The sequence below is a fragment of the Sagittula stellata E-37 genome, from assembly GCF_039724765.1.
Lineage (GTDB): Bacteria > Pseudomonadota > Alphaproteobacteria > Rhodobacterales > Rhodobacteraceae > Sagittula > Sagittula stellata.
The window spans coordinates 2,879,418-2,904,225 of sequence record NZ_CP155729.1; the positions used below are offsets into that span (position 1 = coordinate 2,879,418).

Annotated in this window: 19 protein-coding genes; 12 read left to right on the top strand and 7 right to left on the bottom strand. The window is 63.9% G+C overall.

Features of this window, described 5'->3' with window-relative positions:
* Nucleotides 1–84 precede the first annotated feature (84 nt).
* The gene (gene purL, locus ABFK29_RS13625; protein ID WP_005855764.1) at nucleotides 85–2,244 is read left to right on the top strand and encodes a phosphoribosylformylglycinamidine synthase subunit PurL; all 2,160 of its coding nucleotides are present in this window, start codon (nucleotides 85–87) and stop codon (nucleotides 2,242–2,244) included.
* Nucleotides 2,245–2,360: 116 nt separating this feature from the next.
* Nucleotides 2,361–3,050 (top strand): M48 family metalloprotease, encoded by a 690-nt coding sequence (locus ABFK29_RS13630; RefSeq protein WP_005855766.1) that lies wholly within the window; start codon nucleotides 2,361–2,363, stop codon nucleotides 3,048–3,050.
* 9 nt (nucleotides 3,051–3,059) lie between these two features.
* On the opposite strand, the gene ABFK29_RS13635 is transcribed toward ABFK29_RS13630, so the two are convergent.
* Together ABFK29_RS13635 and ABFK29_RS13640 are read right to left on the bottom strand one after the other, a co-directional pair.
* Nucleotides 3,060–4,205, bottom strand: a complete 1,146-nt coding sequence (locus ABFK29_RS13635) for a hypothetical protein (protein ID WP_005855767.1) — start codon at nucleotides 4,203–4,205, stop codon at nucleotides 3,060–3,062.
* Between the two features lie 3 nt (nucleotides 4,206–4,208).
* Complete coding sequence (locus ABFK29_RS13640; protein WP_005855768.1) at nucleotides 4,209–4,988, bottom strand: SDR family oxidoreductase; 780 nt, start codon at nucleotides 4,986–4,988, stop codon at nucleotides 4,209–4,211.
* 162 nt (nucleotides 4,989–5,150) lie between these two features.
* On the opposite strand from ABFK29_RS13640, the gene ABFK29_RS13645 reads away from it, so the two are divergent.
* Nucleotides 5,151–6,152: a Hint domain-containing protein gene (locus ABFK29_RS13645; RefSeq protein WP_005855769.1), complete on the top strand. Its 1,002-nt coding sequence runs from the start codon at nucleotides 5,151–5,153 to the stop codon at nucleotides 6,150–6,152.
* A gap of 25 nt (nucleotides 6,153–6,177) precedes the next feature.
* Here ABFK29_RS13645 and ABFK29_RS13650 read toward each other — a convergent pair whose 3' ends face one another.
* Nucleotides 6,178–6,432: a DUF7218 family protein gene (locus ABFK29_RS13650; RefSeq protein WP_005855770.1), complete on the bottom strand. Its 255-nt coding sequence runs from the start codon at nucleotides 6,430–6,432 to the stop codon at nucleotides 6,178–6,180.
* A gap of 113 nt (nucleotides 6,433–6,545) precedes the next feature.
* Between ABFK29_RS13650 and ABFK29_RS13655 the strand changes: the two genes are divergently transcribed.
* Both ABFK29_RS13655 and ABFK29_RS13660 read left to right on the top strand, forming a co-directional pair.
* A complete protein-coding gene (locus ABFK29_RS13655) occupies nucleotides 6,546–7,628 on the top strand; it encodes a transglutaminase-like domain-containing protein (protein WP_040604157.1) in 1,083 nt (360 codons plus the stop codon).
* 302 nt (nucleotides 7,629–7,930) lie between these two features.
* On the top strand, nucleotides 7,931–9,529 hold the full coding sequence (locus tag ABFK29_RS13660) for a peptide chain release factor 3 (protein WP_005855772.1): 1,599 nt from the start codon (nucleotides 7,931–7,933) through the stop codon (nucleotides 9,527–9,529).
* Nucleotides 9,530–9,533: 4 nt separating this feature from the next.
* Here the strand turns inward: ABFK29_RS13660 and ABFK29_RS13665 are convergent, their stop codons facing one another.
* A complete protein-coding gene (locus ABFK29_RS13665; protein WP_050772352.1) occupies nucleotides 9,534–11,672 on the bottom strand; it encodes a calcium-binding protein in 2,139 nt (712 codons plus the stop codon).
* Between the two features lie 744 nt (nucleotides 11,673–12,416).
* Between ABFK29_RS13665 and ABFK29_RS13670 the strand changes: the two genes are divergently transcribed.
* Complete coding sequence (locus ABFK29_RS13670) at nucleotides 12,417–12,833, top strand: DUF3299 domain-containing protein (RefSeq protein ID WP_005855775.1); 417 nt, start codon at nucleotides 12,417–12,419, stop codon at nucleotides 12,831–12,833.
* A 357-nt stretch (nucleotides 12,834–13,190) separates the two neighbouring features.
* The gene (locus tag ABFK29_RS13675; RefSeq protein WP_005855776.1) at nucleotides 13,191–13,844 is read left to right on the top strand and encodes a hypothetical protein; all 654 of its coding nucleotides are present in this window, start codon (nucleotides 13,191–13,193) and stop codon (nucleotides 13,842–13,844) included.
* Between the two features lie 62 nt (nucleotides 13,845–13,906).
* Here ABFK29_RS13675 and ABFK29_RS13680 read toward each other — a convergent pair whose 3' ends face one another.
* The 3 genes from ABFK29_RS13680 to ABFK29_RS13690 form a co-directional block, all read right to left on the bottom strand.
* A complete protein-coding gene (locus ABFK29_RS13680) occupies nucleotides 13,907–16,018 on the bottom strand; it encodes an OmpA family protein (RefSeq protein WP_005855778.1) in 2,112 nt (703 codons plus the stop codon).
* A gap of 330 nt (nucleotides 16,019–16,348) precedes the next feature.
* Entirely contained in the window at nucleotides 16,349–17,599 is a 1,251-nt protein-coding gene (locus tag ABFK29_RS13685) for a vWA domain-containing protein (protein WP_005855780.1), read from the bottom strand.
* A 96-nt stretch (nucleotides 17,600–17,695) separates the two neighbouring features.
* Entirely contained in the window at nucleotides 17,696–18,604 is a 909-nt protein-coding gene (locus tag ABFK29_RS13690; protein WP_005855782.1) for an AAA family ATPase, read from the bottom strand.
* Nucleotides 18,605–18,812: 208 nt separating this feature from the next.
* Between ABFK29_RS13690 and ABFK29_RS13695 the strand changes: the two genes are divergently transcribed.
* The 5 genes from ABFK29_RS13695 (at nucleotide 18,813) to ABFK29_RS13715 (ending at nucleotide 24,808) form a co-directional block, all read left to right on the top strand.
* Nucleotides 18,813–19,865: a glycosyltransferase family 2 protein gene (locus ABFK29_RS13695; RefSeq protein WP_040604159.1), complete on the top strand. Its 1,053-nt coding sequence runs from the start codon at nucleotides 18,813–18,815 to the stop codon at nucleotides 19,863–19,865.
* Complete coding sequence (locus ABFK29_RS13700; RefSeq protein ID WP_005855786.1) at nucleotides 19,862–20,515, top strand: hypothetical protein; 654 nt, start codon at nucleotides 19,862–19,864, stop codon at nucleotides 20,513–20,515. The genes ABFK29_RS13695 and ABFK29_RS13700 overlap by 4 nt, the downstream gene beginning before the upstream one ends.
* Nucleotides 20,515–22,971 (top strand): glycosyltransferase family 2 protein, encoded by a 2,457-nt coding sequence (locus tag ABFK29_RS13705; protein WP_005855788.1) that lies wholly within the window; start codon nucleotides 20,515–20,517, stop codon nucleotides 22,969–22,971. Before ABFK29_RS13700 ends, ABFK29_RS13705 begins: the two co-directional genes overlap by 1 nt.
* Before the next feature lies 1 nt (nucleotide 22,972).
* Nucleotides 22,973–23,674, top strand: a complete 702-nt coding sequence (locus tag ABFK29_RS13710; protein WP_005855790.1) for an FkbM family methyltransferase — start codon at nucleotides 22,973–22,975, stop codon at nucleotides 23,672–23,674.
* Between the two features lie 87 nt (nucleotides 23,675–23,761).
* Nucleotides 23,762–24,808: a glycosyltransferase family 2 protein gene (locus tag ABFK29_RS13715; RefSeq protein WP_005855792.1), complete on the top strand. Its 1,047-nt coding sequence runs from the start codon at nucleotides 23,762–23,764 to the stop codon at nucleotides 24,806–24,808.

The window sequence follows — 24,808 nt, forward strand, 5'->3', positions numbered from 1 at the left end:
AGAACCAAAGGGGCCGCGTGCCCCCTTCCCCCTGCCGCGCCCTTGCCTTAAACGGGGCGCGCATTGCCACGTCAGGGGAAAGACATGCAGGAACCGGACATCACCGAAGATCTGATCGCGTCCCACGGCATCAAGCCGGACGAATACGCCGAGATCCTGCGCATCCTGAATCGAGAGCCCACGTTTACGGAACTGGGCATCTTCAGCGCGATGTGGAACGAGCACTGTTCCTACAAGTCCTCCAAGATCCATCTCAAGAAGCTGCCGACCACCGGCCCGCAGGTGATCTGCGGTCCGGGCGAGAACGCGGGTGTCGTGGACATCGGCGACGGGCAGGCTGTGGTCTTCAAGATGGAAAGCCACAATCACCCCTCCTACATCGAACCCTATCAGGGCGCGGCGACAGGCGTGGGCGGTATCCTGCGGGACGTCTTCACGATGGGGGCCCGCCCCGTCGCGGCAATGAACTCGCTGTCATTCGGAGTGGCGGAGCATCCCAAGACCCGCCAGCTCGTGCACGGTGTCGTGGAAGGCATCGGCGGTTACGGCAACGCCTTCGGCGTCCCGACCGTCGGTGGCGAGACGCGCTTCCACAAGGCCTACAACGGCAATTGCCTCGTCAACGCCTTTGCCGCCGGCCTCGCCGATACGGACAAGATCTTCTACTCCGCCGCGTCTGGCGTCGGCCGTCCCGTCGTCTACCTCGGCGCCAAGACCGGCCGTGACGGCGTCGGTGGCGCGACCATGGCCTCGGCGGAGTTCGATGAAACGATCGAAGAGAAACGCCCCACCGTTCAGGTCGGCGACCCCTTCACAGAAAAACGCCTGATGGAAGCGACGCTTGAGCTTATGCAGACCGGCGCCGTGATCTCGATCCAGGACATGGGTGCGGCCGGCCTCACCTGCTCCGCGGTGGAGATGGGTGACAAGGGTGGCCTTGGCGTACGTCTCGACCTCGAGAACGTGCCGCAGCGCGAAACCAACATGACTGCCTACGAGATGATGCTGTCGGAATCGCAGGAACGGATGCTGATGGTGCTCGACCCGGCGAAGGAAGCCGAGGCGAAGGCAGTCTTCGACAAGTGGGACCTCGACTTTGCCATCGTGGGCGAGACGATTGCCGAGGACCGCTTTCTCATCATGCACAACGGCACCTGCATGGCCGACCTGCCGCTGTCCAAACTGTCGTCCAGCGCGCCGGAATACGACCGGCCGCACGTGCCGACACCAGAGGCCGCACCGCTGGCGGATGTGCCGCAGATCGACCCCATCGACGGTCTGAGAGCATTGCTGGGCTCACCGAACTACGCGTCCAAAGCCTGGATCTACGATCAGTACGACAGCCAGGTGATGGCCGATACCATGCGCACGCCGGGTTTTGGCGCGGGCGTCATCCGCGTTCACGGCACCGACAAGAAGCTGGCGTTCACGTCGGACGTCACGCCGCGCTACGTGAAGGCCAATCCGGTTCAGGGCGGTCGGCAGGCGGTGGCCGAAGCCTACCGTAACCTGACCGCCGTTGGTGCCAAGCCATTGGCGACAACCGACAACCTAAACTTCGGCAATCCGGAGAAGCCGGAGATCATGGGCCAGTTCGTCGGCGCGCTTCAGGGCATCGGAGAGGCCTGTCTTGCGCTCGACATGCCCATCGTTTCGGGCAACGTGTCACTTTATAACGAAACAGATGGTCAAGGCATCCTGCCTACTCCGACCATCGGTGCGGTGGGTCTCATCGCCGCCGACGAAGAGCCGATCCTGGACGTGCCCCGCGACGGGCACGTGGCGCTTCTTCTGGGCGAAACGGCGGGCCACCTTGGCCAGTCCGCGCTTCTGGCAGAGGTCTTCCACCGCGAGGATGGCGATGCTCCGCACGTCGATCTGGACGTGGAGCTTGCCAACGGCGACTTCATCCGCGCGAACCGGCAGTGGATCAGGTGCTGCACCGATCTGGCCGACGGCGGTCTTGCGATGGCAGCCTTCGAGATGGCGGCGGCGGGCAACACGGGCGTCCACCTGGACACCGACGACACCGCACTGCTTTTCGGCGAGGATCAGGGCCGCTACCTGATCGCCTGCAACTTCGACTCCGCCGAAGCTCTGATGACCGCCGCCGGACAGGCGGGTGTCACGCTCACCTCGGTCGGGAAGTTCACTGGGGACACCGTGCGCATGGGCGGCTCCGAGACCCCTCTGGCCGACCTTCTGAACACTTACCGGACGTCCTTCGCGGCGACCTTCGACTGAGAATCGGCGCGGAGCGGGCACGAGAACCGTGACCCGCTCCGACATCAGCGGGGCCGTGATGTCCCGCCAGAAAATCGCCCCTTTCCCCAGTCGGGCCGCGGACCCATATTCAGCCCATGCTGAAGTTCACTCCGATCCTGCTCGCGATTGTCTATGCCCTTGTGATGTACCACTTCTCGGCGTGGCGCACGCGGCGGGAGCTGGACGCACGGTCCACCGAGCTTGCCGACCCGCGCCTGAAGAAGCTGACCGACCGCATGGCGCAGGCGCTGGAGTTGCCCCGCATTCGCGTGAACATCTACGAGATCGATCCGGTCAACGGTCTGGCCGCGCCGGACGGTCGCATCTTCATCACGCGCGGCTTCTACCAAAAGTACCGGCAAGGTGAGGTTTCGGCAGAGGAGCTGGCCTCGGTCATCGCGCATGAACTGGGCCATGTGGCCCTTGGTCATGCACGCCGGCGGATGATCGACTTCTCCGGCCAGAACGCAATCCGCACCGCGTTGATGATGGTGCTTGGCCGTCTGATCCCCGGCGTTGGCGTCTGGCTCGCCAACATGCTGACGTCGCTGCTGGCCGCACATCTGTCGCGGTCTGACGAATACGAAGCGGACGCCTACGCCGCGGCCCTCCTGCACAAGTCCGGCATCGGTATTGCGCCACAGGTCAGTCTTTTCAAGAAGCTGGAGGCGCTGACCCAGTCGACCCACGCCGCGCCTGCCTGGCTTTTGTCGCACCCGAAGACGCAGGACCGGATATCCGCAATCGAGGCGATGGGTGCCCGCTGGTCGACGCCGGAAACCTGAGGCTGCTAATTACTCCGCTGCGGGCAGAAGGTCGAAGGTGCCCTCCGCCACGTCGGTGCCGTTCACCTGCACGACGACCCCGTGTTCGCCGGGATGGAGCCGGTAGGTTGTGGCGTTGCCCTTCAGGAGATGGCGTTTCTCGAACCGCGTTGCCCGGCCTCGCGCGAGCTTTCCGGACTTCAGCTTGAACACCTTTTCCGCCGATCCGCCGGGCCGACTAAATCGGAGGCGATAGTCGACGAGGACGGGCAAGGCCTCATCCGCCTCGACTTCCACAGCGAACCTCAGCGCGTCCCTGATCCGCACCTTTGGCGTCAATATCTCCAGCCGGGTGGTCACGTCCCCGGCCCGATAGCCCAGCAGGTCCAGCGCGGCTCGCTCTCCGCGCTTCACCGCCGTCCGCAAGGCGTGGCGGGTGATCCACGCCATCTCGGCCGGGTCCTGCCGTTCCTCCGCCTGCCAGCGCGCCAAGCGGGTCACCACCTCGTCCGGCATGACCTTCGAAAGATCGTTCATGTGGTTCGCGACAGACCGGGTGACGTAGCGAGTCGGATCGGCGTGCAGAACGTCGAGGAAGTCCAGCGGCACCGCCGGGTCGATATCGATGTTGCGCGCCCAGGGCAACCGTGGGCGTGTGCCTTCGCTGACCAGCCGCCGCACGTGGTAGTTGTCGTCCCGCGCCCAGTCGTGCAGCCGCGCAAGCGTGAGGTCCGGCCAGCGATTCAGGAAGGGCCGGATGTAGAACTCCATGGAAAATCTACGGGTGGCCGCATGCAGCAGGTCGAGCGACCGATCGGGGTCCTCCATCCCGTGGCGGACGATCAGGATGCCATGCACTGCGTGGATGAACCGGCCAAAATCGTCATCGGTCAGTGCAGGGTCGAGCGCGGGGGGCAGAGCGGCCTCCAGCGCCTCGGACATGGCGTCAAAACCGGACGGCAACTGCGCTTCGAGGCAATCGGCCATCCAGTCCAGCCGCTCCAGCAGACCGCGCCCGCTGAGCCCCGGCACACAGTCCGCAAGGAACCGGTCCGGGTCGAACCCGGTCACGACCGAAAACTCACCGGCCAGATCGGCCAGCGAGTCGGCGTTGAACAGCTGATCGGCTAGGGAGAAGCCCGCGCCGCCCCCCTTGCCATCCGGTCCCCGCGCCAAGGCTTACATCGTCATGTTGGAGGCACCGCCGTCCAGCAGGACGTTCTGCCCCACCATGAAGCCCGCGTGCTGGGAACACATGAAGGCGCACATCTGGCCGAACTCCTCCGGCGTGCCATAGCGCCCCGCCGGAATGGTCGCAAAGCGTTCGGCCCGCGCCTCTTCCAGCGAGATCCCCTTTGCCTTGACCACCGCGCCATCCAGCGAATCCGCGCGGTCCGTCGCATGGATGCCGGGCAGCAGGTTGTTCACGATCACGCCCTTGGGTGCCACCTGCCGCGAGGTCCCGGCGACGTATCCCGTAAGCCCCGTCCGGGCCGAATTGGACAGGCCCAGCACGCCGACCGGCGCCTTGACCGACACGGAGGTGATGTTGACCACCCGGCCCCATCCCTTGTCGATCATTTTGGGCATGAGCGCGGTCATCAGCGCGATGGGCGTCAGCATGTTGGCGTCCAAAGCCTTCACGAAATCCTCGCGGCCCCAGTCGGACCACATGCCCGGCGGCGGGCCGCCCGCGTTGGTCACGAGGATATCGACACCCCCGGCCTCTTGCAGGACACGTGCACGTCCGTCCTCTGACACGATGTCCGCCGCCACGGTCGTGACATCGACCTCCCAGCGATCACGGATGGCCTGCGCGGTTTCTTCCAGCGCCTCGGCCCCGCGTGCATTCATCACGAGGTCCACCCCCGCCTCTGCCAGAGCTTCGGCACAGCCCCGCCCCAGTCCCTTGCTGGAGGCGCAGACCAGCGCGCGTTTACCACGAATTCCCAGGTCCATAGAGACCTCCCAAGTACTTGATTTCTGCTTCGTTTCAGCAACGTCGACAAATTGCCGGTACGCAACCCATTTGATGACACAATTTACCAGCATACAATGCCCCGGTGGGAGGTTCCATGAATCGAGTCCTCCGCTTCACGCTGCCAACTGCCAGGAGTCGTCATGAGCCGTTCCGCCTCGCCCCTTCAGGTCTACCCGACCACCGCCCTGCGCGTGGTCAGCGGGGCCAATCTTGGCGATGCACTGGCCTGGGCAGAGGACCTTCAGCACGACGATATCTACCGCCTGTCGCCTCTGGCGGCGCTGCGCACCATTTCTGTCGAGAACACGGCCAGGCCCCCCTTCCGCATCGGCCACGATACAGAGGCCGGGACACCCGAGAACGATTTGCACCTCGACTGCTGCGTCACCTTCATGTCCGGCTCCGGCAACACGACAGAGGCATTGGTGCTTGTCGAAACCGACACGGACGGGAACGCCGTCCAGGTCTACGCCCTGCCCCTGACCGAGATGTCGCCTAAGGTCGATTACACCTTGGTGGGCATTTCCGAGGAGACGGCGCTGGCACGCTACGCGCAGATCGCCTGCACCTCCTTCACTGCGGGCACCCTCATCACCATGGCCTCGGGCGCGCAGAAACCGGTAGAGGAACTTGCGGCCGGTGATCGTGTGCTGACACGGGACGACGGCCCGCAGGAAATAAGGTGGATCGGCCACCACACGTCGCGCGCCTCGGGGACCTTCGCTCCGATCCTCATCCGCGAGGGTGCCTTGAACAACGCCCGAGACCTTTACGTCTCACCCGACCACAGGCTTTTCATCTACCAGCGGCGTGACGAGCTCGGGGCGGGCCGGTCGGAGGTTCTGGTCCGTGCCCGACACCTGGTGAACGGTGACACGGTGGTCGTCGCACCGGGGGGCTTCGTCGATTACTTCCAGATGCTCTTCGACGCGCATCAGATCATCTATGCCGAAGGGATCGCCGCCGAATCGATGCTCGTGACGTCACAGACCCAGGCGGTTCTTCCCGATGCGCTGGCCGACCGTCTGTCGGCGCTGATACCGGGGCACAGGTGTACAGACTTCTCCGACTACGAAATCGGAGAAGCGCTGTTGTCGCATCCGGACGCCGCAGCGCTGTTGAGAAAGTCGTCTGGCGGCTGAAGCCAAAATGAGCTTGTCTTTCAGGTCAATGGGACCTGAGTGCCTCGATCAGCTCGTCCTTGGACATGTCGGACCGCCCGTCGATCCCGATTTCCTGCGCGCGGGTGTAGAGGTCGTCCTTTGTCCATTGCTCGTAGGGTGGCGCCTTGCCCCCCTTCTCGGACGGGTTCATGTCGTCGTTGGCCTTGGCATTTGCGATGCGGGCCGCCTTTTCCTTGGACATGCCGTCGTCGCGCAAGTCGTCATACAGCTTTTCGTTCTTGATGCTCGGTCGTGACATGTGGATCTCCTTTGCCGGGTCAAAACGTGCTGCGTGCGCTGTGGGTTCCGACCCTTGCAGCCCCCGGGTCCGGCGCGTATCCCGTCGCGGACTCCTGACCGAAAGGACATGCCATGCGCCGTCGTCAATTTCTCCTCCGTTCCGCTGCCGTCTCCGCCCTGATCGCTGCACCCGTCTCTTTGCGCGCCGCCTACGCGCCCGCCTCCACCGAGTGGCGCAGGTTCGAACTGAAAACGCGCGTCACACTTGATCGTGACGGTGCATCGGCGCAGGCGTGGATCCCTGTCCCCGCCCATGCCGACCCGCTCTGGACGATCCCGGGCGACACCACGTGGACCGGCAACGCCGACACGGTGAAGCAGGTCATGTCAGAAGACGGAAGCCACGGGTTCATCCACGCCACCTGGGACGCCTCCGATACGCCTGCCGTGCTGGAAGTGACATCCGACGTCCGCACCCGCGACCGCCATTCCGGTCTGTCCGGCACCGCCGCCCTGTCCGAGGAGGAACGCGCACGCGCCACGACCCCAACCGAACTCCTGCCGCTGAACGGCATCGTTCTGGATACTGCCAACGAGATCACCGATGGCGCCGACAACGACCTCGACAAGGCCAAGCGTATCTACAACTGGGTCGTCGATGAGACGGAGCGCAATCCCGAGACCCGCGGCTGCGGTCTGGGCGACATCGCATCCATGCTGCACACCGGCGATCTGACCGGAAAATGCGCCGACCTGAACGCCCTGTTTGTGGGTCTTGCCCGTGCCGCTGGCCTGCCCGCGCGGGACCTCTACGGCATTCGCGTGGCGCCCTCCGCCTTCGGCTACAAAGCGCTCGGTGCCGGGTCTGCTGACGTGACAAAGGCCCAGCATTGCCGGGCCGAAGTCTTCATCGACGGTCACGGGTGGGTCGCCGCCGATCCGGCCGACGTGCGCAAGGTCGTCCTGCAGGAAGACGATGGTACTCTGAGCCTGTCTGATGCCAAGGTGCAGGACGTGCGCGATGCGCTGTTTGGCGCTGCGGAAGGCAACTGGATCGCGCTTGGCACAGCGCACGACGTGTCGCTGCCCGGCTCTGACAACGGGCCGGTGCCGTTCCTGATGTACCCTCAGGCCGAAATCGGCGGGGAACGACGCGACGAACTCGACCCGGCGAATTTCACCTACACGATCACGACGCGCGAACTGGACGCCTGATCCGATCCGCGCAGCGGCACTTCCCTCGCGCAGCCCAATGACAGGACTGGGCGGCAAGGCTGTGGGGCCCGCCGCCCAAACCCCTGTTCCACAAGGGGAACCGAGAAACCTGCCATGGGTACGGGTCGTCATCCGTCCCCGTCAAACGAGTGTTGAACGTCCATGTTCGCGTAATACTGCACTCGGGTTGAGCATCCCTCCGATAGGTCGTCGCGGCCTGAACGGCCCTCTCAAGGCACGAATGGCGGGCCGATCGTCTGCATGGATTGTGCGGCCTTCGAATCCGCGCTATCTGCGCCTCCATGCTGGACAATCGCCCCTCCCTTCCGCCCGAAATCGCCCGTCGCCGGACGTTTGCGATCATCTCGCACCCGGACGCCGGCAAGACCACGCTGACGGAAAAATTCCTCCTTTATGGGGGCGCCATCCAGATGGCCGGTCAGGTGCGCGCCAAGGGTGAAGCGCGGCGGACGCGATCTGACTTCATGCAGATGGAAAAAGACCGGGGCATCTCGGTCTCTGCATCTGCCATGTCCTTCGACTTTGGCAAGTTCCGCTTCAACCTCGTCGACACGCCCGGCCACTCGGACTTTTCCGAGGATACCTACCGCACGCTGACGGCGGTGGACGCGGCGGTCATGGTCATCGACGGCGCGAAGGGCGTGGAAAGCCAGACGCAGAAACTGTTCGAGGTCTGCCGCCTGCGCGACCTGCCGATCCTGACCTTCTGCAACAAGATGGACCGCGAGGCGCGCGACACCTTCGAGATCATCGACGAGATCCAGGAAAACCTCGCCATCGACGTGACCCCGGCAAGCTGGCCCATCGGCATGGGGCGCGACTTCCTGGGTTGCTACGACATGCTGAACGACCGGCTGGAATTGATGGACCGGGCCGACCGGAACAAGGTGGCGGAATCCATCAGCCTTCAAGGGCTGGACGATCCGCGCATGGCCGATCACATCCCAGAGGCGCTGCTTGAGCAGTTGCGCGAAGAGGTCGAGATGGCCCGGGAGCTCTTGCCCGCGCTGGATCCGCAAAGCGTGCTCGAAGGGCACATGACGCCCATCTGGTTCGGTTCGGCGATCAACTCCTTCGGAGTGAAGGAGTTGATGCAGGGCATCGGCACCTATGGCCCCGAACCGCAGGTTCAGAAGGCCACCCCGCGAGAGATCGCGCCGGAAGAGACCAAGGTCGCCGGTTTCGTATTCAAGGTGCAGGCCAACATGGACCCCAAGCACCGCGACCGGGTGGCGTTTGTCCGGCTGGCATCGGGCCACTTCGAACGAGGCATGAAGCTGACGCACGTCCGCACGAAGAAACCCATGGCGATTTCCAACCCGGTGCTGTTTCTCGCCGCCGACCGCGAACTGGCGGAAGAGGCCTGGGCCGGCGATATCATCGGCATCCCGAACCACGGGCAGCTGCGCATCGGCGACACGTTGACCGAGGGCGAGGCGCTGAAGGTCACGGGTATCCCATCCTTCGCGCCGGAGCTTTTGCAAAGCGTCCGCGCGGGCGACCCGATGAAGGCCAAGCACCTGGAAAAGGCGCTGATGCAATTCGCCGAGGAAGGCGCGGCCAAGGTCTTCAAGCCGATGATCGGCTCTGGTTTCATCGTCGGCGTCGTGGGCGCGCTGCAATTCGAGGTCCTGGGATCGCGGATCGAGCTGGAATACGGCCTGCCGGTCCGGTTCGACGCGTCGCAGTTCACGTCCGCCCGCTGGGTGCACGGGCCGAAAGAGGCTGTCGAGAAGTTCTCGCAGGCCAACAAGCAGCACATCAGCTACGACCACGATGGCGACGTGGTCTACCTGACACGCCTGCAATGGGACATCGACCGGGTGGAGCGTGACTATCCCGACATTACGCTCAGCGCGACGAAGGAAATGATGGTCTGACGGTTCAGAGCATGTCGTCGAAGTTCGGCGGCGCATCCATCACGAAGACGTGGATGTCGTCGGTGGCCACGGTATCGTCGGCGAGTTCCACAGTCTCGACCTCACGCATGTCGACCCTTCCGTCCGGCGTCACGAGGGTCAGACCGCCGTCGAGGTGCTGAAACGAAACGTCGTGCTTTGCCCACGCGACGGAAACTGAATCGTTTCCGTCACCGCCGAACACCCGGTCCTGACCCGCGACAAGCACAAACTCGTCGTCCCCCTCCTGGCCGTAAATCAGGTCGTTGCCGTAACCGTCGACAATGTAGTCGTTGCCGTCCCCGCCGTACAAACGGTCGTCGCCATGCCCCCCCTTGAGCGTGTCGTTGCCCTCCCCACCGAACATCGTGTCGTTGCCGAGCCTGCCCAACATGGAGTCGCGGCCCGTGCCGCCCACCTGATGGTCGTTTCCGCTGCCGCCGTCGTGCGAAGCGGTCTTGTCGATGACCACGCGCACGAAGTCATAGGGCATCAGGCCGACCCGTACGATGCCCGTCGACAGGTAGTCGCCCGACAGGGTCGTGACGAGCGCATCCACGTCGGTTTCCGTCGCAAAGTAGTAGTCGTCGAGGCCGGTCGGATTGGCGGTCAACGGCACGATGCTCGAGTATGTCGGCAGATAGGTCTGGTAGCGCCCGTCGCCCAGATCCCGGATATGATTGGCGTCGGTGGGGTCGAAGAAGGCCAGCGTCGCAAGCTGATCCGCCTCTTCCTGGTCGATGATGCGCCTGCCGATCCGGTTCAGCCCGTCCTCGTCCGCCATGTCCGACAAACCGTCCGAGGTGGACCGGTCGATGGTCACATGGGTCACTTCCACCGTGGAATCCGCATTCAGGAAGGGCGAGATGTCGAGGTTGACCGTGGCGCGGTTGAGGTCCCGCAGGGTCATGAAGATGACATCCTGATAGGCACTGGAAAACAGGTTCACTTCGACATTGTCGTTGCTGCCCGTGCTGTCGGAGGCGATGCTCTCGAAGGCGGTGACGCTGCCGGTCTGGCTGGTCTGAGGTTTCAGGGATTCGGCCATCATCTGGAAAGCCGTGCCGCCAATGGTCAGGTCGATATCGTCCACCTGCCGGTTGCCCGCGATATTCGATCCGGTGCGATGCTGCAGCGGCCAGACGAAGGCGTCCTGAACACCGGCCTGCACCATGAACTCGAACTGTTCCAGCAGGATGCCCGCGCTCGCCGCGCCGAGCTGGTTGTAATTGCTGGCCAGCACGTTCCATTCGGTGACGTAAAGCTCCACATCATGCCCCAGCCAGTTGCTGAAGTTCTCGATACGCCAGTCGAGACTGCGGTGTTCGTACCATTCATGGGTAAAGGACTGATCGTCCTCGTGTGACTGGTTGTAGTAGTAGTGTGCCACGCCGCCGTCGACAGCCGCCCGCGCGCGCGCATTCAGAAACGAGACAATCGCCTCGTTCGCCATGTCAAAGGAACCGCTGCCCTTGTACGTGCTGGCGGCGCCCTGGATGTCGCCGATCTGGAGGAGGATCTTGGGGTCGTGGGCGGTGCCGGTGGTCCCTGCCGAATACCGGTCCATCGCATCGAGCGAGGCGTTGATGACACGGTTCGCGGCGACGCCGTACTCCGCCTCCGTCATGGAGGATACGAAATCGCCGTTCGGGTTCTCCTCTGGGTGGGTGCTGCGGTCGTAGTTGGGATCGTAACGGCCAATCGAATACTCGTTGCCGATTTCCAGCGCCTCGATCAGCGGTCCGTATTCCCTCAGCAGTAGGTAGACGAAATCCTCGACCTGCTGCGCCGGCAGGTCGGTCTTCGTCGGCAGGACGATCGTCACTTTGCCCGGCTCATCGGCAGTCCCAGAGTCCCTGACCCAATCGAGAAAGCGGCGCACCTCCTCCCTTATCTGGCCGTTTTCCAGCCGGGTGATGTCGATGACGTTCTCCGTCCCGCCTCCGGGATAACGGAAATGGTTGAGACCAAGCGTCTGAGCGGCGCTCTGGAAACCGTCCGTCGGACCGAGGTGGCCATGTGCGTCCACGTTGACCAGTTGCAAAGCATTCGCACCGAAATGGTCCGACTGAACGAACCTCCCGGTCGCAGACATGTTCGTCAGTGATACGTTGTATTGGGGCATACGAGCACTCCGGCAGCAGTGCGCTCAGCCTCTTCTATAACGCCTCCTTGTTTTGGACATGTCTTGGGCAAACAGATGGAAATCGCATACAGTTTGACCTGCGGTTTATCGAAATCGGTCGTTCATGAAGGGCCGAAGCCAACCCCTTCGGATGCCTTCGGCCCGACTGGCCGCTTAGTTGTCGGCGACAATGGAAAGGTGACCAGCGGCCGTCGTGCATCGCGAATGCATCCTCGCACCGCCCGAGACCTCCTTTTCGGCTGCGGTCAACGCGGCCTGCGACGACTTAGCAACCATGGGTAAAGCGTTTGCACAAGCATACACGTGAATATCGGCCAGGACTTCCAGAAGCCATCTGTGGTCTGCCATATCATATCCCCTCATTTCCGGCGCCGACGGCATCGTACCGAAGGCGGCAAGACCTGAGTATTTTCGCGGCGTTAGTCTAAATTTTTCGCTAATGCGCATTTCAGCCTCATGGTTGGTGCTTTGCGCACCGCAAACGCGAAAACCGACTGCAACCGCTCGCGCATAGGCGTTCGAATACCCCTCGTCAGGAGCAGCAAACGCAGGACATGCACGTCATGCTTGCCGACCGTTTGACCGTGCCTTTAGTCGACGCCGCACCCTGCATGGGCGTCCGATCGGCGAATCGCCGCTTGGCCAGACTCGCAAGGCGGCTGGTGAGAGGACCCGAATTTCCGTATCCTCTCATGCAAACGCTTGTCCTTCCCGGAGTACCCGATGCGCGCCCTGCCCCTGATCGCACTTGCCCTGCTCTCCCAACCGGCCATGGCAAACCCGTGGGACCTGATCACCGGCATCACCTACAAGGAAACCGAGACCGAGACCTCTTGGTCGGTCGAAAAGACGATCCCCGAGGAACTGCGCGCACAGGCCGGGGAATTCACGATCACCGGTTTCTACGTCCCGGTGGAGGCACAGGCGCAGGTCACTCAGTTCCTGTTGGTTCCCGACCCGGCGGATTGCCCTTTCTGCGGCACGAACGGCTACGGTCCGACACTTGAGGTCCAGATGTCACGGCCCGTCCCGGACATGGCCGAGGCGACGGAGGTTACCGTCACCGGCACGTTGAACTTCGACGAGAGCCCCGAGACCTACCGCGCGGTTTTTCTGACCGAAGGCGCACTGGTGAACTGATCCGACAGTCGGGCAGCTGTCAGGCGTCACACGCCCGACGGCAGCGACGCTTCACCGCCTCACCCCTTCATGATATGCGTGGGCGTATTCGTTGATCCGTATCATGTCCGTGCCCTTGAGCCTCGCCGCATTATTCCGGTCATGCGTCGGTGCAGAAAAAACCACTTCAGATTGGCGTCACATTGTACCGCGGAGGCGTGGCAACAGGGTACAAAGGCGGCCCATTGAACATCAACGCCGGTTGCTTCTGGAACACGCCCGCGCCTCAGCGCCATGTCAGCCATTTCATAGATTTCAGACCGTTCAGTAGGCACAGGGTCACACTCTGACGAAGCAGCCAATTCAGGAAGGGATCACATGTTCATCGCCGTCAACGGAATGTCCGAAACCCTGCCCGACGACGTGCGGGACCATACGCTGTTCCTGCAGAAGGCCGCCGGTCCCGACCGGGACGAGTTGCCGGGTGGCGACCTTGGCGGCCCACAGATCGCCAGCCTGACCGCCGCCCCTGCGAAAGCCGAGATACTGGACCGCTGGGACGTGCAGGCCCATCAGTACACAACCGAAGCCGAGGTCGAAGCCAGCATTCTCGCCCGCCTTCTGACCAGCAAGGGCTCACTTTCGCGATACGGATTGGTGCAAGAGGCCAAGCGTTTCTGCATCCAGAAGACAGGCACGGGACGGCAGGTCGAATACGGCACCGCCGTGCGGTTGTCCGTCGCTGTGCTCTCTGCCGACTTCGACCTTGCCGTGACCCTGCCCAACATCGCGGCCAAGGCGCAGATATCCAACCTGCAGGCGCGGATCTCGATCTCCGTCGACGGCTTCGTTGGACCGCTCGGTCTGATGCTGCCCGCACCGGACAATCTCGACGTCGAAAACCTCGGGATCTACACCGCCGCTTTCAAGGCGATCCAGGGCCACGTCTTCGGCCCGGAAGGCGAGCGTCACATCGCGCCCACGCTGCTGGGCTACCAGGAGGCCACGTCTGGCGGCAGGCCCGGCAAATAGGCTGGGCATAAAAAAACGGGCCCCGAAGGGCCCGCTTCCATCACTTGGAGAGAGAGAGAGGATCATCCGCCGTTCTGCAGGAGCGGCGTGATCCGGCGCACGGCGGCACGGCGGTTGGCGCGCTCGGCATCGGCGGTCGGAACAAGCAGATCGCTTTCGCCGTAGCCCTGCAGGACCATGTTCTCTGGCGGGACCTTGAAGTACTCGGTCAGGGCAAGCGCCACCGACTCCGCTCGACGGTCCGAGAGAGCAAGGTTGTAGGCGTAGTTGCCCACCGCGTCTGTGTGGCCTTCGATCAGGAAGACCTCGCTCGGGTTCTTGTCGATAAACGCCTTGAGCGCGTTGCCAAGCGCCGCGAGTTCCTGGGCCTCATCCGGACGAATGGCTGCGCTGTTCGTCTCGAAATTGATCGTGTCGACGCTCACCTCGGGCACAAGCTGACGCACGCGGTCGATATTGCGGATCTGGTTCAGCGAGAACGTCCGGCCCACCTGAGGCGCGACCTGCGATGCCAGCGCCTGTTCCAGCGTCGCGGCGTCGGTACCTTCGCGGTAGATGGTCCGCTCCTCGTTCCCACGCGAGCTGACCTGCGGCAGATCGCCAACAACGACTTCCTGCGCTTGCTGTGTGTCGTCGAAGAGGATGACGCGGGATCCGTCCGTCAGGATCCGCGTCCGGCGCAGCACACGTCCATCGGCGGCGCGCACGGTCTCTACCGAGGTGCCATCGTCGTAGGCCACCACGTTACGGGTGGAGCCATCGTTGTACTGGTAGGTCGTGACCTCTGCCCCGGGGCGGCGCAACAGCACATCGTCATTGCGCAGCACGCGGAAACGGCCGTTATTCTCCACCACCACGCGGTCGCCAGAGTTCGACACCACGTTGTCGTTGTTGTCGAGGATGTTGTTCAGTGCAACGGCGCCAAGACCAAGAAGGGCGGCACCGGCCACCGTGCGGGCACGCTCGGCGTCTTCACCGGCATCGCGCGCTTCCTGCTTGTAGCGCTCCGCTTCGGCCTGCGACTGGTTCACCGTGGTGGTGAAGTCTTCGTCCGACTGGCGGGTGTTTTCCTCGGTCACGGTTTCCTGGACCGCTTCCGGCTCTTCCGTGCCACCTTCGGCAGAAGCTGCGGCAGCCGCAGAGGCCGACTGCTCCGACTCGGCCACGGCGTCGGCTTGGGCCTGTGCATCTGCTTCGGTCGGAATGTTCTCTTCGCCCACGACAGCCTCGGCCTGCTGCTCCAGAGCCTGCTCGGCTTCGGTCTGGGCTTCGGCAACGCCATCCTGTGCGTCCTGAACGGCCTCCTCGGCTGCACCTTCGGCTTGTTCGACAGCGGCGGCGGCGTTGTCCTCGGCCTGCTGGGCCTCTGCTTCGAGGGCGGCGGCCAGATCGTCGGCCTGCACTTCACCCGTGGCTTCGGCCTGTGCTTCGGCTTCGGGCGCGGGTGCGGCCTGTTCGGCTTCGGCCTGCGTCTCGGCTTCAGGCGCGGGTCCGACCGGTGTGGCCTGTTCGGCTTCGGCCTGAGCTTCGGCTTCAGGCGCGGGTGCGGCCTGTTCAGCTTCGGCCTGCGCCTCGGCTTCAGGCGCGGTCTGCTGGACTTCGGCCTGTGTTTCGGCTTCGGCCTCCGGGGCAGCTTCGGGCGCTGCATTGGCCTCTGTGTCAGCCTGCTCCTGCAGGGCCGCGGCAAGATCGTCGGCCTGAACTGCGCTGTCTGCGTTGCCTTCGGCCTGGGCCTGCGCCTCTGCCGGTTGGTCGGCTGGAGCCGGCGCCTGTGCATCCGCTTCCGCCGAAGCCGTCGCTTCCGCGCCCGCGGCCACGTCCGGCTCTGCTGCAACGTCGGGCGCAGCTGCCACGTCGGCCGCCTCGGCCGGGGCGCCGGTGGCAAGCAACTGGTTCAGATCCACGCCGGGCACGGCCACGCCATTGGCCGCGAGGTCTTCCGCCATATCGACGACAGCGCCCTCGCGGGAGCCGTCCTGAGACGCCTCGGCCACGAGGTTGCAGTCGAGCGCCGGCGGCACGTCACCTTCTGCGGCACACATTGCCTGTAGCGCGCCCATCAGTTTCTGCATCTGCCCGGGGGGGAGTTGCGACGCTTCCTGTGCGGACATCGGTGCACCAAGCGCGATGGACAGCGCTGTGACCGACGAAGTCACGAGATTGCGGGTTTTCATTGTAGTCTCCTCTCTCGACGCCCCTCACGGAGGCTTGCCCTGCAAACGCCCCGGGATGCGTTCAGTTGCATGGCAACGCATATCGTCGCGTCAATCGTTGAGCAGGTTGCCGCGTATTGAGGCTGTCGGCGGACACATTCGAAACATGTCGTGTGTCGGTAACCACGATCTTTCTGCGTCGGAGACCGGGTCTTGCAGGGGTTTCAAATGGTTCCGGCGCGTATGGGTCGGAGGCGGCGCGAAGACGCACAAACCGGAACCGGAGCGGTCCGCGGCATATGTCTTCCGCCGTGAACCCATGGGGATGCCCGGGAAACCGGCCCCATGATCTCAGAGCATCTGCATCAGCCGGGCCTTCTCGCCCAGATCGTCGGGGCGTGAGATCGCCTCCGCCAGCTCTTCGAGAGAGGCAATCGAATGGCCCGCCCGAAAGCTGTCAACGTGCGGCAGCATCGCGCGAATGCCGGTGGCCTTGGGTGCGAAACCGTCCCAACGCAAAAGCGGATTGAGCCAGATCAGCCGACGTGCGGAAAGGTGCAGACGCTCCATTTCCTTTTCCAGCGCGCCGGCGTCGTCCCGGTCCAGCCCGTCGGTGATCAGAAGGACGACCGCGCCCTGCCCCATCACCCGGCGAGACCAGTCGCGGTTGAACTGATGCAGGCAGGCGCCGATCCGTGTCCCGCCTTCCCAATCCTGCGCCTCGGCCCCTGCGGCCTTCAGCGCGGCATCCACATCCCGGGTCGCGAGGTGACGCGAGATGTTGGTCAGCCGCGTGCCGAAGGTGAAGGCGTGGACCTTGGCCCAGCCCTGCCCCTTCTCGTTTGCCACCGCGTGCAGGAAGTGCAGGACCATCCGGCTGTACTGGCTCATGGAACCGGAGATGTCGCAAAGCACCACCAGGTTCGGCCATCGCAGGCGTGGCTTGGCATGTGCGATCGAGTGGATTTCCCCGCCTTTGCGCAGTGCATCGCGTATCGTGCGGCGGTGATCGGTGCGCCGCCCAAGCGCCGCCGCCTGCGACCGGCGCGAGGCGATGGGTTTGACCGGAAGGGTCAGCCGCGACAGCATCCGCTTGGCCTGAGCGATCTCTTCGGTCGACATCTGTTCGAAGTCGAGCGTGCGCAGCTTTTCCTCGGCGGACATCGTGAAGGAGGCGTCGACCTCCACCTGCGTGCCGCCGTCCTCCTCCTCCGGCTGCGGGACTTCGGGCATCTGGTCGCCCAGCAGCGCCTGAGCCGCGCGCTTCTCGGCGGATTGGGCGGCCTTTTCCTCCTGCACGCCACGGATCGCGGGCAGCATCATAGACATCATGTGTTCGAGAAACCGCGGATCGCGCCAGTAAAGCCGAAAGATCTGCGCAAAGACCACGCGGTGCTCAGGCCGGTTCACGAAACAGGCGTGCAGCGTCCAGTAGAAATCCATCCGCTCGGTGAAGCCTGCGGCCTCCACGGCCCGGATGGCGTCGATCACCCGCCCCGGCCCTACCGGCAGACCGGCCCGACGCAGCGCCCGCGCGAAATGGATGATGTTCTGCGCGAGCTTCGGATGTTCCGGGAGTTCGAGAGGAAGGTATTCTGGCATGGGCACTTTCAGCGGGAGGCTGGATCGGGACAGGCGCCGGGGCTCTGCCCCGGACCCCGAGGTATTTTTGCCAAGATGAAGGGCGAGAGAGGCGCGCTAGACGGCTTCGAGGCTCTTCCTGGCTTCGTCGAGGAGGCGACCGGCTTCGCCGCCCCCGATCTTGGCGATGTCGTCCTGGTACTTCAGGATTGCACCCAGCGTGTCCGAGATGACCTCCGGGCTCAGGTCCACCACGTCGAGCGCCAGGAGGCACTTGGCCCAGTCGATCGTTTCCGCCACCCCGGGCTTCTTGAAGATGTCTTCCGTTCTGAGCGACTGCACGAAAGCCACGATCTCGCGCGAGAGGGTTTCAGAGACCTCCGGGGCGCGGGCGTTCAGGATCTCCACCTCGCGACCGAATTTCGGATAGTCGACCCAGTGGTACAGGCAGCGGCGTTTCAGGGCATCGTGCACCTCGCGCGTGCGGTTGGAGGTCAGGATGACGATGGGCGGTTCAGGCGCCTCGATTGTGCCGATCTCGGGGATGGTCACCTGGAAGTCTGACAGTGCCTCCAGCAGGAAGGCCTCGAAGGGTTCGTCCGTGCGGTCGAGTTCGTCGATCAGCAGGATCGGGGCGCCGTTCTCATCGGGGCGCATGGCCTGCAGGAGCGGCCGTTCGATCAGGTAGTCCGGTCCGAACAGTTCGGTCTGGAGGGCCGCGCGATCCGATCCGCCTGCCGCCTCCGCCGTGCGGATCGCGATCATCTGGGCGGGGAAGTTCCACTCGTAGACGGCAGAGGACGCATCGAGTCCCTCGTAGCATTGAAGGCGGATCAGGCGGCGGTTCAGGCTCTTGGCCAGCGCCTTGGCGATCTCCGTCTTGCCCACGCCTGCCTCCCCTTCGAGAAACAGCGGGCGGCCGAGTTTCAGCGACAGGAACACAACTGTTGCCAGCGCACGCCCGCAGACGTACCCGGTGGAGGCCAGCGTGGACTGGACCTCGTCGATGGAATTGGGAATGGTCATATGGCTCTCCTTGCACCGAGATGTCCCAAGCGCTGCGCGCAGGGTCAATAGCGCCAAGGTCGCAGTCCACACCCCGCCGCAATGGTGGCCCGATCAAGCAAACGTTGACTGAAAGCCACGGTGGTGACATGATTTCCTGCAACAGAGCCGGGGAACACCGGTCGCGAGGCGGACGAGCAGCCATGCCTGACACAGACGCGGGGCGCCTATGCGCATAACCGCAGTAACATGCGTGAAGAACGAGGGCCCGTTCCTGTTGGAATGGATCGCCTTCAATCGTCTTCTGGGTGTGACCGACTTCCTGTTCTATTCCAACGACTGCACAGATGGCACCGACGCGCTGCTGGACGCGCTGGCCGATCAGGGCGTCCTTCGCCTGCCCAACCCCGCCGAGGGGCGCAACTACCAGATGGAGGCGCTGAAAGACGCGGCCCATCGGCCCGTCGTGCAAGGGGCCGACTGGGTCTGGATCGCCGACGTCGACGAGTTCCTGAACGTGCATGTGGGCGACCACACGATCCCCGCGCTCATTTCGGCCTGCGGCGATCCGCAGGCGATCTCTGTCACGTTCCAGTTCTTCGCCAACGACGGCGTCGAGGCTTTCGAGGATCGACCGGTGATCGAGCAGTTCACCCGGTCGCACAACCCCGACCTCTGGTGCGGGGAGACGGCGATCGAAGTCAAATCCCTCATTCGGAAGAATTTCCCGCTGCAATACTTCGGCGCGCACCGCCCTTTCTTCAAGGACAACAAGGGCGAGAAAAAGCGGCCCGCGTGGACCGATGGTTCAGGGCGCGGCGTGCCGCACAAGTTCCTCGTGGCCGCCAATCCGCGGCGCATCCGCAAGTTTCCGTCTACCGGCGCGCGGGAATACGCCACGCTCAACCATTACGCGCTGCGCTCGCTCGACAGCTACCTCGTGAAGAACGACCGCGGCGACGTGAACCGCGAGGGCCGGGTCTTCGACGACACCTACTGGCGCGAGCGCAACGACCGCGCGTTCCGGGACACCTCGATCCACCGATACCTGCCCGCCCTTCGGAAGGCGCTGGCCAAACTGAAAGCGGATCCGACGATTGCGCGCCTGCACGACGATTGCGTGCGTCTTCATCGTGAGAAGCGCGATGCATTGATGGCGATGCCTGCCTACGCCGAGATGCACGCCCACCTGCGCGACCTGCCGCCCTTCCCGCCCGGCGAATATGAGCTGATGGTGGAACTGGGCCTGGCCCCGGACCAGCAGCCGGAGTTGGCGAGATGAGCGTGAAGCTGGTCAACCTCGGCTTGCCGAAGACGGGAACCACGACCCTGGCCCATGCCCTGGACCGGGGCGGCTGGACAGTGGCGGATCACAAGGTGCGGCGCATCCACACCCGGCAGGTCGGGCTTGGCGGAACCTTCGTCGGCCGCCAGCTTTACAACGGCTATTTCGAGACCGGCGACCCTTTTGTCCACCTCGACCCGATCTACCATGCCCTGACGGAGGTCAGCGTCCTGAACGGCGACACCTCCCTTTGGCCGCAATGCGACTACGCGATGATCAAAGCGATGCGCATGGCGCGGCCGAAGATGCTGTACGTCGCGACGTGGCGCCCGGCGGACGAGGTTTCCGACTCCATGCGCCGCTGGAACAACATGGGCACGGATCGGCTGCCCGCGGGTCCAGTGCCAGGGCTGCCGATGGGGTACGGCGGATCCGACAAGGAACGCATCCGATGGATCGAGGGACATTACGACATGCTCCGCGACCTATTTGGCGACGACCCGCGTTATCTCGAACTGCCGATGGCCGCCGACGACGCGCGCGAAAGGCTTTCGGCGCATATCGGTGTGGACCTGCCGTGGTGGGGGCGGCTGAACGTGAACCCTGTCGGGGACGACGACGGCGATGACGTAGAGGGCGCGGCCTGATGCGCATCTACGTCCATATCGGTCCCGATGGTCAGGTGTCGGACCGGCTGCAACGCATCCTGGACGGCAAGCGCGACCAGCTTCTGGGCAAAGGCGTGCTTTACGCACGCTCGCCGGGCGCACGGAACCACACGCGACTGTTCATGGCTGTCACGGACCCGGAACATGTGGATTCCCTGCGCTACAACCGCGGATACATCGCGCCCGAAAAACAGCGCGTCCTGCATGACGACGTGGCGCATGCGCTGACCGAAGAAGCACGGCGCTTCCCCGTCGATACGCTGATCCTGTCGGCCCACCAGCTTGGCACCTCCCTGTCGACCCGTTCCGAACTGACGCGACTGAAGGCACTGCTGGCCCCCATCTCCGACGATATCCGGATCGTGGCGCATGTCGACGATCCGGCGCGGATGCTGGTGCGGCGCTATCCCGGGCAGTTGCTGGAAGGCCGGGGCCGCAGCCTTGGCCTTGAACTGGATACGACAACAGCCAACTCCTTCTGGGACGCCGCCATCGCGACCCGCCCTAAGCCGGACCCGCAGGCAGGCCAGTTCCCGGAGATCCAAGGGGCCAACCACTGGCTCGACTTCCGACGGATGCAAAGCGAGTGGGAGGCGGTCTTCGGCGCCGGGTCGATGACGTTCCGCAGCATCGACTTCGCGTTGCTGGAGTCAGAAAGAGCCCCCGATGAAGTCCGTGCGGCATTCGGCATCGCAGACACCATCGGCAAGGTGGAAGCCTGGGACTTGCCCGCCCAGCCCTCCGCCGCATGGTTGACCCGTTGCCGTCTGTTCAACGACGCGGTGTTGCGCCTGCTGGCAAAAAAAGAGGTCATCCTTCCCCGCCAGCTTTGGCGAAAGTTCCTGGGCGAAATCAAGGTGCACGGCGCCCCTGTGGACGCCGACAGCCTCGCGGCGCTCTCGGAACGTTTCGCGGGTGACATCTCCGCGCTCTGCGCCGAACACGACGGGCTGGACCCGGCGCTGATGGCACCGGACAGGGCCGCCGCCCCCTGGGTTGAGGCGGATCCGACGAACGGCTTCCGTGCGACACAATACCTGATGGCCTTCCGCTGGCGCATCAACCAGGCGACCAAGGAGGAACTGGCGAACAAGGCGGCGGACCTCGCGCGCCTCGCGGCCCGGACCCCGGCACCGGTCAGCGCACCGGCCGCCGCGCCGCGCACCCCGGCTCTGGCAGGCGCGGCTGCCACCCTGCGCGAGGTGGATGCCGAGGCTGACCCAACCGCGACGGAAAATGTCGACCGCATCCTGTCGCCCGCCGCGCGCAAGGTGATGCCCGATCTGGCCAAGCAGAACTTCGTCAAACTACAGACGTCGTCCTTTGCACCGCACAATCGGCTGGGCCGTGTCGACGAAGAGGCTCTGGCCGCCGCCTACACGCCCGCCCCGAAGCGCGTCCTGCCGAACGGCAGCACGGGCCGGGTCATTGTCGGCTGCATGAAGAACGAAGGGCCGTATATCCTCGAATGGATCGCCTATCACCGCGCAATCGGTTTCGACGATTTCCTGATCTACACCAACGGCTGCGAAGACGGCACATCCGAAATTCTCGACCGGCTGCAGGAAATCGGTATCTTGCAGCACCGCAACAACGACAACTGGTCCGGCAACTCGCCACAGCAGTTCGCGCTCGACAACGCACTGGACGAGCCGGTGATCCGAAACGCGGAGTGGATCGCACACATCGACGTGGACGAGTTCGTCAACATCCGGACCGGGAACGGAACGCTCGACGACCTCTTTGCCGCCGTACCGGATGCGACAAATGTGGCGATGACCTGGCGGCTCTTCGGACACAACGACGTGCTCACCCTCACGGACCGCTTCGTCATCGAGCAGTTCGACACCTGCGCGCCCAAGTTCTGCCCCAAGCCGCACACCGTCTGGGGCTTCAAGACGATGTTCAGGAACACCGGCGCCTACGAGAAGATCTCTTGCCACCGGCCCAACAAGCTGGCCGATGGCTTCGATGACAAGGTGAAATGGGTCAACGGCTCCGGCCGGGACATGACCTCGGAAGCGCTCCGGAACGGCTGGCGGTCGTCCAAGAGGTCGATCGGCTACGACCTGATCCAGCTGAATCATTATGCTCTGCGCTCGGCGGAAAGCTACCTGATCAAGCGCCAGCGCGGCCGCGCCCTGCACGTCGACCGCAACATCGGCATAAACTACTGGATCCGCATGGACTGGTCGGTGCACCGGGACATCACGATCAAGCGCAACGTTCCGCGTGTGCGCGCAGAATACGACCGGTTCCTGTCGGACCCGGTTCTGAAAGAGTGGCATGGCAAGGCTTTCCAATGGCACCGTGCCAAGGCCGATGAACTGCATGGAATGCCCGAATTCGAAGACCTGTACCAACAGGCGCTCACGCTGAAGCTCACGGAAACCGAACGGGTGGCCTATGCGCTCGCCCTTGATCTGGAGAACTGAAATGGATGGCAGCGACGGCATCGAAAGAAATGCCTTCCTTCGTTCGCGCGGGCTGAAGATCCCCAAGCACCCGGAACTGACCACGGGACGGGTGCGCGCCGCTCTGAAAGAGGGGACCTATGAGCGCAAGGAATGCGACGCGGTCATGCGCGTCGTGCGCGAAGGCGACACCGTTCTCGAACTGGGTGGCGGCATGGGCTACATGTCCACCCTCCTCGCGGTGAAGAAGAAGGTCGCCAAGATCGTCACCTACGAGGCGAACCCTAGCCTCATCGACTACATCAAGTCGGTCCACGCCGCCAACGACGTGACCAACGTCGAGGTGCGCAATGCCCTGCTCGCGCCGGAAAAGGGCGAACCGGTGCCGTTCTACATCCGCAAGAACTTCCTTGCCTCTTCCATGAGCGGGGACATCGATACCGATGCCATCGTGCGCGAGGAGAAGGTCGAGCAGCAGGCCATAGCACCCGTGATAGACGCGTTGAAACCGTCGGTGCTCGTCTGCGACATCGAAGGCGCGGAGGCAGAGCTTCTGCCCGCCGCCGACTGGTCGTCGCTGCGTGTGGCGATCATCGAACTGCACCCGCAATGGATCGGTCAGAGCGGCGTGCAAGCGGTGTTCGACGCCATGCACAAAGCCGGTCTGACGTACTTCCCCAAGGCCAGCGAAGCCAAGGTTGTCACTTTCCGCAAGGATTGGTGACCGGGCGGCGGAGGACTTTTCGACGAAAAGTCCTCCGCTTCAAAGAATTTTCTACGAGAAATTCTTCACGCGAATTGCCGGAGCCGCATGCATATCACAGCCGTCCTTTGCGTCCGCAACGAAGCGGCCTTCCTGCTCGACTGGATAGCGCATCATCTCGCCTGCGGGATCACGCATGTCGTGGCGATGAGCAACGATTGCGACGACTGCACGGACGCGATGCTCGACCGGCTGGCAGAAATGGGCCACGTCACGCACATTCGCAACGACGGCCCCTACGACAGCGGTGGCATCCAGTTCACCGGGCTGAAGCTGGCAGACAAGGCGAAGCAAGTGCGGCGCGCCGACTGGCTCCTGCCCATCGACATCGACGAGTACGTGAACGTCCACGCGGGCGACCGGACCCTGCCCGCCCTGATCGGAGCCCTGCCCGAGGCCACCGCGATAACGCTGACATGGCGGCTCTTCGGCAATGCGGGCGTGGTCCGGTTCACAGACACGGCGGTCACGCAGCAGTTCACTCGCGCGGCACCGGAGATCATGCACTGGCCGTGGCGGGCGTTCATGTTCAAGACGCTCTACCGCAACGACGGCACCTACAGGAAACTCGGTGTCCACAGGCCCCGAAGCCCCATGGAGGACCGTCTGGCAAACGCGCGCTGGTTCGACGCGCATGGCCGCGCTTTGGACGAGCAATTCCGCACGCGCCGCATCTTCTCGCCCTTCGGACAGCCGCTCTACGGTATGGCGCAGCTCAACCACTATCCACTCGGTGCCATGGAAAGCTATGTTCTGAAGGCGGACAGGGGGCGTGCCGTCCACAGCGATCATGCGCTCGGAATGGACTACTGGGTCGAGAGGAACTGGTGCGACGTCGAGGACACCAGCGTCCTTGGATTGGAGGGAGTCGCGGAACGCCGGGCGGCATTTGCCGAGGACCGGGTGCTTGGCCCCCTGCATGAAAGGGCCGTGGCCTGGCGGCATGCGCGCTTCGACGCGCTCATGGCGGAGGAGCCAAACCGCGCGCTCTTTGCCCGCCTCCTCATGGCGCCACCCGCGCGCCCGCTTTCGCTCGACGCGGCGCGTTTCCTGAGTGGCCACGCGACCAGGGCCCGTATGACGGGCGACACCTAG